At 43.6% G+C, this 14,023-nt stretch carries 11 protein-coding genes and 1 tRNA gene; 4 read left to right on the plus strand and 8 right to left on the minus strand.

Going from position 1 to position 14,023, the window contains the following annotated elements:
• The first annotated feature begins 118 nt into the window (after nucleotides 1–118).
• The 3 genes from L5L91_RS07765 (at nucleotide 119) to L5L91_RS07775 (ending at nucleotide 3,422) form a co-directional block, all read left to right on the plus strand.
• Nucleotides 119–1,147: a porin gene (locus L5L91_RS07765; RefSeq protein WP_263162834.1), complete on the plus strand. Its 1,029-nt coding sequence runs from the start codon at nucleotides 119–121 to the stop codon at nucleotides 1,145–1,147.
• 123 nt (nucleotides 1,148–1,270) lie between these two features.
• A complete protein-coding gene (locus tag L5L91_RS07770; protein ID WP_263236043.1) occupies nucleotides 1,271–2,152 on the plus strand; it encodes a LysR family transcriptional regulator in 882 nt (293 codons plus the stop codon).
• Nucleotides 2,153–2,195: 43 nt separating this feature from the next.
• Nucleotides 2,196–3,422 carry a DUF819 domain-containing protein gene (locus tag L5L91_RS07775; RefSeq protein WP_263236045.1) on the plus strand — a complete coding sequence of 409 codons (1,227 nt, stop codon included), beginning with the start codon at nucleotides 2,196–2,198 and terminating at the stop codon, nucleotides 3,420–3,422.
• A gap of 353 nt (nucleotides 3,423–3,775) precedes the next feature.
• On the opposite strand, the gene L5L91_RS07780 is transcribed toward L5L91_RS07775, so the two are convergent.
• Together L5L91_RS07780 and L5L91_RS07785 are read right to left on the minus strand one after the other, a co-directional pair.
• Nucleotides 3,776–3,852: transfer RNA gene (locus tag L5L91_RS07780), tRNA-Pro, on the minus strand.
• Nucleotides 3,853–4,163: 311 nt separating this feature from the next.
• Nucleotides 4,164–5,648: an alpha/beta hydrolase gene (locus L5L91_RS07785; RefSeq protein WP_263162980.1), complete on the minus strand. Its 1,485-nt coding sequence runs from the start codon at nucleotides 5,646–5,648 to the stop codon at nucleotides 4,164–4,166.
• Nucleotides 5,649–5,883: 235 nt separating this feature from the next.
• Between L5L91_RS07785 and L5L91_RS07790 the strand changes: the two genes are divergently transcribed.
• The gene (locus tag L5L91_RS07790; RefSeq protein WP_263162982.1) at nucleotides 5,884–6,384 is read left to right on the plus strand and encodes a DUF6942 family protein; all 501 of its coding nucleotides are present in this window, start codon (nucleotides 5,884–5,886) and stop codon (nucleotides 6,382–6,384) included.
• 117 nt (nucleotides 6,385–6,501) lie between these two features.
• Here L5L91_RS07790 and nadE read toward each other — a convergent pair whose 3' ends face one another.
• From nadE to htpG, 6 genes are all read right to left on the minus strand, one after another.
• Nucleotides 6,502–7,332 carry an ammonia-dependent NAD(+) synthetase gene (nadE, locus tag L5L91_RS07795; RefSeq protein ID WP_168825281.1) on the minus strand — a complete coding sequence of 277 codons (831 nt, stop codon included), beginning with the start codon at nucleotides 7,330–7,332 and terminating at the stop codon, nucleotides 6,502–6,504.
• A 201-nt stretch (nucleotides 7,333–7,533) separates the two neighbouring features.
• The gene (locus tag L5L91_RS07800) at nucleotides 7,534–8,838 is read right to left on the minus strand and encodes an inosine/guanosine kinase (protein WP_263236046.1); all 1,305 of its coding nucleotides are present in this window, start codon (nucleotides 8,836–8,838) and stop codon (nucleotides 7,534–7,536) included.
• Nucleotides 8,839–9,001: 163 nt separating this feature from the next.
• A complete protein-coding gene (hemH, locus tag L5L91_RS07805) occupies nucleotides 9,002–10,006 on the minus strand; it encodes a ferrochelatase (RefSeq protein ID WP_263171946.1) in 1,005 nt (334 codons plus the stop codon).
• A gap of 112 nt (nucleotides 10,007–10,118) precedes the next feature.
• A complete protein-coding gene (adk, locus tag L5L91_RS07810; RefSeq protein WP_028759655.1) occupies nucleotides 10,119–10,763 on the minus strand; it encodes an adenylate kinase in 645 nt (214 codons plus the stop codon).
• 140 nt (nucleotides 10,764–10,903) lie between these two features.
• A complete protein-coding gene (locus L5L91_RS07815; protein WP_263236047.1) occupies nucleotides 10,904–11,767 on the minus strand; it encodes a tetratricopeptide repeat protein in 864 nt (287 codons plus the stop codon).
• 211 nt (nucleotides 11,768–11,978) lie between these two features.
• Entirely contained in the window at nucleotides 11,979–13,892 is a 1,914-nt protein-coding gene (gene htpG / locus L5L91_RS07820) for a molecular chaperone HtpG (RefSeq protein ID WP_028759653.1), read from the minus strand.
• Nucleotides 13,893–14,023: the final 131 nt, after the last annotated feature.

Consider the following 14,023-nt stretch of genomic DNA (forward strand, 5'->3'; position numbering starts at 1 on the left):
ACACTTTAAGTTATGCTTAACTCGATATTTTTGTTGATTAGATGTGATCTAAAGCGGAGATGTGTTTGCTTAAATCTCTAATATGGCATTGCTTTTACATTCTAAAAAGGTGATGTCGATGAAAAACACTAAATATATTGGTTTTAGTTTAATTTTAATTTGTTCAACTCCAGCTTTATCTGAGCCACTAGATTTTTATGGAAGACTGTGGCTTGGTGTGGCCAACTCAAGTAATGGTCTTTCTGGTAACGAAAAAGTTGATGGATTTTCCCTTGAAAATTATGCATCATATTTAGGCGTTAAAGGTGAGTATAGTGTATATGATAATTTTAGCTTGTTATATAAATTTGAAGCAGGGATAGAAAGCTTTGATAACGATGATTCTAATATTTTCAAACCGAGAAACTCATACTTAGGTTTTAAAACTAACTATGGTTCAGCTGTTTTCGGAAGAAATGATACCGTTTTTAAAAGTGCTGAAGGTAAAGTGGATTTATTTAATATTACCTCAAGCGATATGAATATGATCATTGCAGGTAACGATAGATTAGGCGATTCGGTAACATTAAATAGCGCTAAGGTCGCAGGTGTTACTATGGGTATTAGTTATGTTTTTGAAAAGGATTTTAATCAAAAAAATCCAGAACTTTCTGATAAACAAAACAATTATGCAATTAGTTTTTCCCTAGGCGATGCTGCATTTAAAAAGAATAGTCACTATATTTCAATAGCCTATGCTGATGGATTGAACCAGTTAGAGGCAACAAGACTGGTGGGTGGTGTTGCTATTTCATCCGTAAAATTGGGGGCTATGTACCAGCGCTCTGAGTCAAGTATTTATGATAATATTAAAGGTAACTCCTACCTGTTAAGTATGGTTGTTCCTATTAATAAATATGATATAAAATTTCAATATTTAAAAGATGATGCTGGGCTGGGTAAAGTGACAAAAAATGCCGGAGCAGATCTAAAAACACTAAGAGAGAGTGATGCAAGTCAATATTCAGTAGGCGTTGATTTTAAGGCTCAAAAGGATTTGACTTTTGGAGTAGGTATTTCCTATTTTGATGGTGATTATACTGACGCCAAAGGACATACTGAGTTTGATGATACTCTCATTTTTGTATCTACAAGATATCTATTTTAACCTCTATAGATAAAGCGGCTAAATAGCCGCTTTATAAAAATCAGATATTTATCATGTTAATTATTTATCGTTTTAAACTATTATACTGCTAGTATAATTGATTTTCCCCTCGCGGAGCATTTGATGCGGATAACATTAAGACAATTGATGATCTTTAAAGCCATACATTCTGAGAGGCAGATCTCAAAAGCGGCAAAAGTGCTTCATATGTCAACGCCTGCTGTAAGTATGGCACTTAAAGAATTAGAAGGGTCTTTAGGCTGCAGATTATTTGAGCGAGTGGCGGGAGGTTTGGTTGTAAATGCGCATGGAGAAATAATATTACCTTATGCTAATGAAATGCTATCCAAGGGAAAAGAGTTAGAAAATATATTTTCATTCCCTGAGCATGGCATTAAGGGGACGTTAACCATTGGGAGCAGTAAGACTGCTGGTAACTATGTATTATCTAAAAAAATTCCATTATTTAAGAACCAATATCCCGATGTAAAAATAAAACTAGTCATTGATAATAGTTTAATTATTGAAAAAATGGTTTCAGAAAAAGAACTAGACTTAGGCTTTATTGATGCTAAACCCGCGAGTAAAAATCTCATTTGTGAGCATTGGTTACAAGATAATCTTTGCATTGTGAGTGGCGTAACTCATCCTGCTGCGAATGGTTTAAATACAAAATCTTGGCTTAGTGAACAATTGTGGATATTCGACCATGAATCATCGTTCTCTCGAATTCGTGCAATTCAGTTATTAAAAAGCTTAAATATTCACGTTCGTGATGAAATCTGCATGTCAACCATTGGTTCAATTAAAAGGGCAATTGGAACAGGTATAGGTTTGAGTGTATTACCCCTGTTAGCGATTGACGCTGAATTAGCAAGAAAAGACCTTATTTTATTATCTGTGGATGGATGGGATTATAAACGAACTTATTGGTCAATTCAGCGTGAAGGAGAAGAATTATCTGCATTAAGCATGAGTTTCCTAGCCTTTAGTAAGCTACTGTAAAATATAATAATGTATACCAGCTATTCTTACTAGGTGAATTAAATTGATATCATCAGATCTTGGAATAGGATTTTTTTTAGTCTTTTTACTATGTACTTTATTTTATACACACACATCCTCTATTACACTTTTTAAGCAATTTTATCGTATTTTTCCACTGATGCTAATGTGCTACACCTTACCAGCCATCTTTAGCTCGCTAAATATTATTGATGCAAGTAATAGTCAACTTAGCGAAATGGCAAAAACACACTTAATGCCCGGTTGTTTATTTTTGTTGATTTTAGGTACCGATTTCTTTGCTCTCAGTTTAGTGGGAAAAAAACTTCTCGGCATGTACGTGCTAGGTGCTGTGAGCATCTGTATTGGTGGTCCATTAAGCCTATGGTTAGGCTCTATATTTTTTCCGAATGAACTCGTCTGGCAGGGAGATGATGCTGCTTGGAAAGGCATGTCAACACTGATGGCAAACTGGCTTGGCGGAACCGCCAATCAATTGGCTGTAAAAGAAATCCACAGTGTCGGTGATGCCGTATTTGCGGTAATGATGGCTATTAATATTCTTTTTTCCGGTATATGGATGGTTATATTACTTTTCATTGCAGAACGCCAAGATAAAATCGATGATTTCCTGAAAGCTGATAAAAGCTATAGACCGATATTTTGCACTGACATCAAACGTAAAGTGATAGGAAAACAAACAAGCTATTATTGGATCCTGATATTGAGCTTGACTTTTTTCATTGTAATTCTCTTTAGTGAAAAATTATCATCCTTCCTTGCAACAAGAATCGCTAATAGTTTCCCACACTTATTTAAATACAATCTTACTTCTGAATTTTTTTGGTCAGTATTAATTGCAACTTTTTTAGGATTATTATTTTCATTAACAAATGCAAGACATGTGTTAGTCAAGAAAACTCAGCAGGCAGCTCTTTTTTTTATCTATATCATGATAATGTTGATGGGGTTGAACTTTGATATTAGCGCATTGAGCGCCGCGCCCTATTACGTTTGTATCGCTCTTATTTGGTTCTCTATACACATTATTATCTTATTTATTTTTACTGTATTTTTTCGATTACCTATCATGTACTTCGCGATCGCGAGTCAGTGTAATATTGGTGGTGCGGCTTCTGCACCAGTTATCGCCAGCGCTTTTCACCCAAGGCTGGTTTCCGCTGCTTTATTGATGGCAGTTTGGGGTTATACTTGGGCGTCTTTGTTGGCATGGTATTTTGGTTTTTTAATGCAGTTTATTCAACCATAAGATGGGAACAAAAAGTGTGTCCAACTAATTTTTTTGCTCCCAATAAATGCCACTCCTGAATCTTCAAAGCACTACCCAAAGCTTTCAGCAAATTTCTATTTAACGATACAACTTATCCATTACCCCCCCAATCAATCAAACCTCGGGGTGATTCAACACTGGGATAAAGTCGCAGCTACGCGCAGCCTGCCCATATTTGTTATGTTTTTTCATGATTCAAGCTAGGACACTTTACCATGCATATAACGAAGTCTTTTGGCATGCTTAAATAGAACTTAAAAATCGCATAAAAATAAAAAAGCCTGCAAACGATTAAGTTTGCAGGCTTTTTAACTCTTATAAAAAGAGGAATTTGGTCGGTATGAGAGGATTCGAACCTCCGACCCCTGACACCCCATGACAGTGCGCTACCGGGCTGCGCTACATACCGAATTTTTAAGTATATTGCATACCTGTGCTGACTTAGCTAAATATAGTTTAGCAATAATCTTTACGGCTTTTGCTCAATTACTTATCACCTAAGATACTGTTTATGGGGTTTATCTTAAGCGAGCCAGAACTGTAGCAATTGCCTCGCAACTGCGCAAGGGCTTCATTACATCTCTTTGATCAACTGCTTAGTTTATGTTCTGAATGACACAATTTTCGTCGATAATGATTGATCGATACTGATTACGTCCATACTCAAACAGGATTTAGCTGCAGAACAGACATAATGACACCCGTTTACTAAATCATCATTCAATGCGAGTGCATATGGGCGAGTCGGTACTCATCCATGCGCTCGAGTAGATATGGGAAAAAGGGATTCCATTTCTGTCGTAACATTTCAGATGCTGACACACTATACAAGCCGCGCTCCCCCCGCGAAGCTGAGGCACCAATTTGGATCCGATGTAAATCAGGCTGAATAACAGCGCCATAGAGGCCATCATCCACACCAAAGGGGAGCGCAACATGGGATAAAGAATACACACCTGCTGGCCAATACAAATCTAATGCACGCGCTTGTTCCTTGCCTTCTGTGACCACGTTACCCAGCGCATCTAAACCAAAGCTGCGCGCCTGAACCTGCGTGGTTTCATTACTGATATTTTCCACCACAGTGCCGCGATAATGTAACTCAGGGTTATTAATGTTCGCCAATAAGCCCGCAAGCGGATCATTGGATACCATCTTGGCATTCACATCGAGTCGGTTCATATCAAACAGCACTAGCTCATGACCTTTTTCTGGCAATGTTTGATACAGATTATTCACCACCGCCGCGGTTGAAACGGTTGCATCCACTACCGACTGAAAGGTGAGTATCGACGGAACTTGCGCCCGTTGCTTCGGCGTTAATCCTGCCAATAAACCTTGGTTACGCAGGGCTAATTGATAAACTACATCGCCCGCATTAACCGCAAAAGAGGTGTATTTAAAGGGATCGTACTCAACTTGAATACTGTTCCATTGCAGTTTATCCAGCTCCAACAATCGTCCTATCCAACTCTGCCAGCGTGCAGCCGCCGCAGATGGCGCTAGCCCTATCGCGGGAGAGATAAAAATCATTCCATCATAATCAGGGGCTTTATCATGGCTTATACGTTCTAACTCATGGTTCAGCGCGACGGCAGCACCCGTCGAAAAAGCCACCACAAATAACGGTTTATCTTTCAGAGTTTGCCGCATATGCGCTGTGGCTAAATTCACTGCTGTGGCCAGATCTTGCCAATAAAGCTCAGTCAATCCACTTGGAATCGTGCCATGTCCTGGCAATCTTAAACCGAGCACATGGGCTTTACCTTTAAAGTGTACTGCCACATTGGATAGAGCATAAGGCGAATCCGACATACCGTGGAGCAGTAATACTCCAAATTCGGCATTAGCCACAGGCCATTCATAACTGCGATTCCAATTTTGTGGCCAGTGAGCAGGATCGGATAAGCTATTTTTGACATAGCGGTTCACGGGAGATAGTTCAGAGGCAGGAATCTTCTGTACAACTTTGCGCTCAACTTCGGCGAATAAGCGGTCTTCTAGCGCTAAGTACTCATTAAAATTGGCAAGTTTGGTATTGTAATGGAACTCATTTTTTAGCTCAACCGTATGCCAAAGTGACAGCTCAGGGCGCGCATTAAGAAAATAGATCCCTGTCGCGAGTAACGCCACCACTATGCCAATACTCGCATACACTGCAGCTAAAAATAGGTGTTTTGTCGAACCTATGATGATAGCCTTCATCGCTGTTCCTATATGAAGATAAAATGTGCAACTAGATTATACGGGTAGATAAAAACATCCTTCAAACGTTTTACCGCGATAAAAACCACTTAAACAGTACAATTTAATCACTCCAATTTAGTCACTTCAATTTAGTCACCCCAATTTACTCATCTCGCAATTTTATTAACTGCATAGGCCTTAATCGGGTTAGGATCGAAAATAGTCTTATGCCAACGAAACTTATACACTCTCGATGATAATCGGTAATCCACACGCTAGCTTCGCCTACTATCTTCCTACTGCGCCGCTGGTACCTGAGAGCTGGCATTACACTCAGCCAGATGCTGTCGCGACTCTTATAGCTCTCAATGGCAATCATTGGCGTAAGATCTTCACTATTATGGCAAAAGTCAGCGCGGTTGGAGAAGATTGGCGCAGCTATCGTGACCAAGTGTTACTTAAGCAAAATGAACTGCTCTGCATAGGCGCTATAGAGCTGATGGCAAATTCTAAGATTCATCTCATTGCGGGGCAAGTAGCTGCAAATGCTTTAGGGCTCACCATGTCCGTGAACGATTCCGGTGCGCAGCATTTAACTGCCCAAAATAAATCCATAACCGCACTTAAGCTGCCATCTTCGCCAGGACAGCATTGTGTACTCACGCCCTATTTGGATTATCGCCAATACCCAAACCAACTGATCGCCCTGACACGCCAACACTTAGCAACGCCAGAGCCCCAACACAGTGAATAATCCCATTATGATTGTGGTAACGGCTGTCACCACAGCATTAGTCACCAAATAACAAAGGCATAAAAAAGCACTCGTGAACAGAGTTCAAACGAGTGCATATTCAAGGACGATTCAGGGTTAGTCGTAAATGGTTGGAATAGGCTGACGTTTATGCTGCGTCGCCTTATAAATACCAATCAACTTGTCTTCAACCGCCTTGCCGACGTCTTTACCCTCAAGGAAATCATCGATTTGCGCATAGGTTAAGCCAAGCGCGACTTCATCTTCGAGTAACGGTTTATTGTCTTCTAAATCCGCGGTCGGCGCTTTATAGACTAACGATTCTGGCGCGCCAAGATACGCGGCGAGTTGGCGAACTTGGCGTTTGTTAAGACCAAATAATGGCGCTAAATCGCAGGCACCATCGCCCCATTTAGTGTAAAAACCTGTGATATTTTCGGCGCTGTGATCTGTCCCCACCACAAGCCCGCCTACGAGTCCGGCGAGTTCATACTGGGCGATCATCCGCATACGGGCTTTAACGTTACCCTTCACAAAATCCACTTTCGCCACATCGGGCAAAGGCAATCCAGCTTCGACTAACGCGGCAACGGTAGCGCTGTGCACGCCATCAACACCTTGATGCACATTCACAGTGACCAACTTAGAGGGCTGAATAAACTGACAGGCTAATTGCGCCTCATGCTCATCTTTTTGGATCTGATAGGGTAATCGCACAGCGATAAACTGGTAACCGCCTTGGCCATTTTCTTGGTTTAAACTGTCCACCGCCAACTGACACAAACGCCCAGCAGTAGAAGAATCCACCCCACCGCTGATCCCTAATACCAATGCCTTGCTACGCGCTTCTTTTAGTTTGGTTTTAATAAACGCGACACGACGTTGCACTTCGAACTCAGGCTCTATGGCCGTGAGTACCTTCATTTCTCTTAAGATTTGCGCTTTCACCGAAAATTCCACCTTAAATTATCGCTGTATTTGGACTACCTGAACCCGACTAACGTTAACATTTATTCGCAACTGCCTGTAGTTAAAATTAATGCTTAGTTAATTGATTATTGATAAACGCCATAAAAATAAGGGCAACAACGGTTTGCCGTTATTGCCCTAACGTAAATCAGTCAGCTTAATACCAATACAGCTACCGACTTATCTTTCCCAGTAGGATTCTTCTAAGCTGTCTTCGCGCTCAGGTAAACCGCGGGATAAACGCGGGCTATGCTGAGCTAAGACTTCATAGGCGACGCGGTTAGCATACTTACACACTTGAGAGAACGAAGAATAACACAGGCCATCGCGCTTATGTTTACTTGAGCCTGGCACGTTAGTCTTGTGGAAAGTATTGGCCGCCAGATCGTGCAATAACGCCGATAATGCGCCATCGCCAGCGCCATTAGTGTTACCGATTTTTTCAGGGCCGCCCATGTAAGGTGAAATGTGGGCAAAGACTTTGATTGGTGTTTCACAGTCACTTTTAAGCTTTGGACGGGAGAATTCATAACGATTAAATTCAGGGATAGCACCCGGCAACAGCGTGTGAGTCGTTTCGCGTTTTTCTGAGTCCTCGGTATAACCCGCAGTATAAAGCCCGATTGGACCCGCTGTGGTTAATACCATGTCGCACCATTCCAAGGCTTTTTCACTGGCAAGCAGAGGATCCCGTGAACCCGTTAAGGCTTCACCTTCGTCTTCATTCATCGCCAAAATGGTGACATGTTCTTTGATGAAGTTTTGCCACCATTGTGGATCTTCTTCAATCAAGAAACGCGTGCCTAAGGTTAATACCACGGGAACTTCGGCGGCTTTTGCATATTCGATAGCGCACATGGCCGCATCGGTAATACGGTCGCCATCACTGGCGCGCATCAAATACGCGGTCAACACTAAGGCTGAACTGCCCTGCACCACGTCTTTATCGATAAATTCAGGTGTGAGTTTATCCATAGCGCCTTTGCTGATCGCAAATGTTCGCTCGCCGCACTCAGAAATCAGGGTAAAACAGCGACCGATAGGACCATCTACAGGTTGTAGAAAGTTAAGGTCGACTTTAGAAGAGGTATTACATAAATAGCGGTAGGCGTAACTGCCCACTTCGATATTCTGACTCATTACCCCAAACAGCACTGAACGGTCATCGGCCAGAATAGAATAATTGTGCACTGTGTTGCCAATCGTGCCACCAGCAAATTCATCGCTAATCAAACCATGAATTTTTAACTCAGTGTAGAGTCTGTGGGCCTGTTCATCATTGATCAAGGTAGAATTGCCTTTGGGCAAGCCATAACGGCTCAGCAATTCGTCTTCCACTTTCGCTTCGATATCCACTAAGGTTTGATCAATACCGCTGATATAGGTCGCATACGGCTGAGGCTGTTGAGTCAGCTGTTCAAGCAGCGGATCTCGGGTCTTAACCGGAAAATAATGTTTAGATTTACGCTGACCGGGAAACTTCATAGTGGCTCTCTTTTCCTGGCATCCATGCTAATTGGCGTCTGCCGAGGCGGTCAAGCCAAGCAGCATCCTAAAAATATTGAGTCTAGGCTAGCGAGACAAAAAAACCACCCCTTAGCCGGAAGGGCGCAGATTCTATCACAAAATCAGTTCGAAGCCAGTGCTCCTATACCCAAGATACCGCTTGTTCTTGGATTAATTGCCGTAATAATTCAATGTGTAACTCATCGTCGTTCAAACAAGGGATAAACCGATAGTCGCTGCCACCCGCATGTAAAAAGGTTTCCTTAGCACCAATGGAGATTTCTTCTAAGGTTTCGAGGCAATCGGTCGCAAACGCAGGGCAAATCACATCGACACTTTTGATCCCTTGCGCAGGTAACTCGGCCAGTAATTTATCGGCGTAGGGCGTTAACCATTCTTCGCGGCCAAAGCGCGATTGGAAGCACACTTGCCATTGCGACTCGCTCAGCTCAAGTTTTTGCGCCAACAGTTTAGCCGTGACAAAACACTGCTCGCGGTATGGATCGCCTTCTTTCACATAACGCAGTGGAATACCATGAAATGACAAGAGCAACTTGTCGGCCTGCCCATGGGTTTTCCAGTGGCGCGTCACACTGTGTGCCAGCGCAGCAATATAAGCGCTATGGTCAAAATAGTCTTTATTAAAGCGAACCTGCGGCATGTCACGCACGGTTTTAAGATAACGGGCAACGGCATCGAACACACTTGCCACCGTCGAGCAGGAATATTGGGGATACAAAGGCAGCACAATAATACGCTCTGCTCCTTGATCTTTCAGGCGTTCAAATCCCGCATCGATGGAGGGATTGCCGTAACTCATACCCAGTTCAACCGGAATGGTCTGGTTAAAGGTTGCGCTTAAGTCCACCGCCAACTTTTGTGCTTGGCGTGCACTTATCACCATCAAGGGCGAGCCTTCCGGCGTCCACACGCTTTGGTAAAGTTTCGCGACTTTAGCCGGACGGGTGTTGAGAATAATACCGTTCAGCAGCGGTTGCCAAATCCACGGCGATAAATCGACGACACGCGGATCACTTAAAAACTGCCTTAAAAAGCGTTTAACGGCCTTAGGACTAGGTTGATCAGGCGTGCCGAGGTTAACCAATAACACACCAAAAGCAGGGGAAGGATTCAACGTTAGGCTCATGGTTAATGAAGTTCACTTGGAGGCTAACATTGCGATACCCATAAAAAAAGCCTGCATGGGCAGGCTTTTTCTTAATATGAGAACTTGTTCTCGTAAATTAACCTTTATTCGGTTATTTCAACACTCTAGCTAACTGCTCACTCACGGCCGCAACCGATTGAGTACCGTCAAACTTGTTGTATTGAGTTTGGCCAGCGGCAGCCACTTTACCGTAGTATTCAACCAGCGGCTTAGTTTGCTCGTGATAGATCGCGAGGCGTTTACGCACTGTGCTTTCTTCATCATCTGGACGAATAGCTAAATCTTCGCCCGTCACGTCGTCTTTACCTTCCACTTTAGGTGGATTAAAAACCACATGGTAAACACGGCCAGAACCTGGGTGAACACGGCGACCGCTCATTCGCTTAACGATTTCTTCGTCTGGCACGTCGATTTCAATCACGTGATCAATGCTAATACCGTTTGCTGCCATCGCATCCGCCTGTGGGATGGTACGTGGGAAACCGTCTAACAAGAAACCTTTAACACAGTCTTCCTGTGCGATACGCTCTTTAACCAGACCGATGATCAGATCATCAGAAACCAGTTGGCCTGCATCCATCACTTTTTTCGCTTCCAAACCCAGTGGAGTACCCGCTTTTACCGCGGCACGTAACATATCACCAGTGGAAATTTGTGGGATACCATACTGTTCCATAATGAACTGGGCCTGGGTACCTTTACCGGCACCTGGGGCGCCCAATAGGATAATGCGCATCTCAAGAGTCCTCTTTTCGCATTGATATTCTTCTTAGGGCGGCGATCTTCGCACATCTGGCCGCCATTGAGAAGGGTTTTAGCTTCGACTTTAGCCTCAGAAACCGCAAATAAACTGCGGTTACTAAGCGATTTTTTTCATTAATAGAGCAAAGTATAGAGCTTACGGCGGTATTTATTGGCTATGGGATTACCTTGGCCAAGTGCCGTTAATACTTCCATAAATACTTGTTTTACTGTGCCATTTTCAGCACCTAAATCTTTACTGAGCACACCGAATAACAGTTCTAATGCTTCATCATCGCGGTGGGCGGCATGCAATGCCTTACTCAGCTCGAGTAATAACACTAAATCTGTTGGATTTTGCTCAAACTTTTGCTGCAAATCGCGAATTTCAGGGGTATCCGCCGCATCTAAGGCAAGTGCGAGCTTAGCTTTTAAACTCTGGTAGTAACCATCTTGGTCAGCAAGCCCTACCTTCTCAAGCATGGCTTGTGCTAACACTAATTCGCCCTGCATAAGATACACATCGGCAAGCACTAGACTCACCTCACCCGCTTGATTTGACCCCGCATGCGCGTCTTTAAGCAACACAGCCGCTGTAGCAAGATCTTCTGCACTTACTTGACTCAAGGCGAGCAATGCTTTGGCCTGTTCTAACTGTAACTGCCACATAGGTGGTAAATATTTATCCAGCATAGCCGTGACTTGCGCAGCATCTTGCAGGCCAGCAAAACCATCGACAGGCTGACCTTTATCCAATACTAACGTGGTCGGTAGACTTTGAATGCGAAAGTAATTGGCGATTTCTAATTCGGCTTCACAGTCGACTTTAGCGAGCACGAATCGACCCGCATTTTGCGCGGCAATTTGCTCTAAGGTATGCAGCATAGCCACACTTTGTTCCTGCGGCTGTGCCCAAAATGCTAACACCACGATCTGTTGCATCGAGGCGTCAACCACTTGCTGAATATTGTCTTTAGTCAGGCTAAGGATATTGTCCATAGTATTCCCTTAACGTTTAAGGCCTCAATCATAGGAGGCCTTATTCTTTTAAAACTAAGTGTTAGCACTCAGTTTCAACGCGCTATTTTAAAATCGTTGTCTTAACAGCTTGTGTTATCGCTAATGAATTGAGTGACAGGCTAGGCGCAAACCACTCTTCCTGCACTAGAAACAATATCGGGGCCGTTCAAAGAAGGGCCCCGATAGTCATTTACTTCATGTTAGCCAGTAACATTTGGTTCATCAGCTTGATAAAGGCCGATGGGTCCGCAAGGCTGCCTTTTTCAGATAATTGCGCCTGTTGCAGCAGCAGATTTGACCAATCCGCGAAGGCGGCTTCATCTTGAAGATCATTTAAGCGCGATACTAATGGGTGCGCTGGGTTGATCTCAAATGTCGGCTTCACTTCTGGCACAGGTTGACCCGCAGCTTGCATCAGCTTAATCATCTGAGTCGACATTTCGCCTTCACCCGCCACCACACAGGCTGGGGTGTCAGTTAAGCGTGACGTGACTTTCACATCCGCAACGGTTGAGCCTAATGCCGCTTTAATGCGTTCAACTAAAGCTACCGATTCTTGCTCAAGCTTTTCTTGCGCTTCTTTTTCAGATGCATCTTCCAGCTCGCCAAGTTCTAAATCACCACGGGTCACTGAGTGCAGTTGTTTCTCTTTGTACTCAGTTAAGTGGTTGATTAGCCACTCGTCGATACGCTCTGACATCAGTAAGACTTCAATGCCTTTCTTACGTAACAACTCTAAATGTGGGCTGTTAGCGGCGGCTTCATGGCTGTCGGCAACAATGTAATAAATCTTAGTTTGGCCTTCTTTCATGCGGCTGATGTAGTCATCAAGTGACACAGTCGGCGCAGCACTGCCTGTGTGGGTCGATGCAAAACGCAATAAGCCCGCGATACGTTCACGGTTAGCGAAATCTTCCGCAGGTCCTTCTTTCAGCACTTGACCAAATTCAGCCCAGAACTGTTGATATTTTTCCGCATCGTCTTTCGCCAGTTTTTCCAGCATGCCAAGCACACGTTTGGTGATACCAGTACGCATCGCTTTGGTCACGTGGTTATCCTGCAGAATTTCGCGGGATACGTTCAGCGGCAGATCGTTTGAGTCAATTAAGCCCTGCACGAAGCGCAGATAAGATGGCATAAATTGCTCAGCGTCATCCATGATGAACACACGTTGCACAAACAGTTTTAGGCCGTGTTTACGGTCGCGATTCCACATATCCCAAGGCGCTTTTGCAGGAATATACAATAGGTTAGTGTATTCTTGCTTACCTTCTACCCGATTATGACTCCACAGTAGTGCATCGGTATAATCGTGGGAAATGTGTTTGTAAAACTCTTGATACTCTTCGTCACTGATGTCAGCTTTATTGCGCATCCACAAAGCCGTGGCTTTGTTCATGACTTTCCATTGACCTTCGGTCGCAGGAATTTTTTCGCCATCAGGACCATCACGCTCTGGCGAGCCTTCTTGCCACATTTCGACTGGCACAGAGATATGATCTGAGTATTTAGTGATGATCGAACGCAGGCGCCAATCATCGGCAAATTCTTTTTCTTCGTCACGCAGGTGCAGCGTAATTTCAGTACCACGGCTCGCCTTGGTGATGGTATCAACGGTAAAGTTACCCTCGCCTTCTGATTCCCACAATACGGCTTCATCGGCCTTATGACCGGCAGCGCGAGTGCGAACAGTGACTTTCTTCGCCACGATAAAGGCTGAATAGAAACCGACACCGAACTGACCGATTAACTGTGAATCCTTTGAGGATTCGCCCGATAGATTCTTAAAGAAATCAGCGGTGCCTGATTTTGCGATTGTGCCTAAATGCTCAATCACGCCGTCGCGGGTCATACCCACGCCGTTATCTTCGATGGTCACAGTGCCTTTTTCTTTATCGGCACTGATACGGACTCGCAGTTCACCGTCGCCTTCATAGAGTGCGTCATTGGTCAACGCCAGATAACGCAGCTTGTCCGCCGCATCCGCAGCGTTGGAGACCAGTTCACGCAAGAAAATTTCTTTGTTGGAATACAAAGAATGGATCATCAAATGCAACAGCTGTTTGACTTCTGTTTGAAAACCATGAGTTTCTTGTTGTGACATGAAATTTTCCTTTATTTGTTACGCAATTTGGTAAAAGTAACGCTTAGTGTTTACTAAATGGGGCTCCAAATTTGCTTTTCAAGGGCAAGGGCTAAAACGAGGTTCGAATGGCGAAAAATAAGGCGCTTGAT

Source organism: Shewanella sp. SM55 (genome assembly GCF_025654025.1).
GTDB lineage: Bacteria > Pseudomonadota > Gammaproteobacteria > Enterobacterales > Shewanellaceae > Shewanella > Shewanella oncorhynchi.

Bases quoted from the DNA above. Each gene is read 5' to 3' on its own strand.
- L5L91_RS07765 (WP_263162834.1), top strand. From the start codon at position 119: ATGAAAAACACTAAATATATTGGTTTTAGTTTAATTTTAATTTGTTCA.
- L5L91_RS07770 (WP_263236043.1), top strand. From the start codon at position 1,271: ATGCGGATAACATTAAGACAATTGATGATCTTTAAAGCCATACATTCT.
- L5L91_RS07785 (WP_263162980.1), bottom strand. From the start codon at position 5,648: ATGAAGGCTATCATCATAGGTTCGACAAAACACCTATTTTTAGCTGCA.
- L5L91_RS07790 (WP_263162982.1), top strand. From the start codon at position 5,884: ATGATAATCGGTAATCCACACGCTAGCTTCGCCTACTATCTTCCTACT.
- L5L91_RS07800 (WP_263236046.1), bottom strand. From the start codon at position 8,838: ATGAAGTTTCCCGGTCAGCGTAAATCTAAACATTATTTTCCGGTTAAG.
- hemH (WP_263171946.1), bottom strand. From the start codon at position 10,006: ATGAGCCTAACGTTGAATCCTTCCCCTGCTTTTGGTGTGTTATTGGTT.
- adk (WP_028759655.1), bottom strand. From the start codon at position 10,763: ATGCGCATTATCCTATTGGGCGCCCCAGGTGCCGGTAAAGGTACCCAG.
- L5L91_RS07815 (WP_263236047.1), bottom strand. From the start codon at position 11,767: ATGGACAATATCCTTAGCCTGACTAAAGACAATATTCAGCAAGTGGTT.
- htpG (WP_028759653.1), bottom strand. From the start codon at position 13,892: ATGTCACAACAAGAAACTCATGGTTTTCAAACAGAAGTCAAACAGCTG.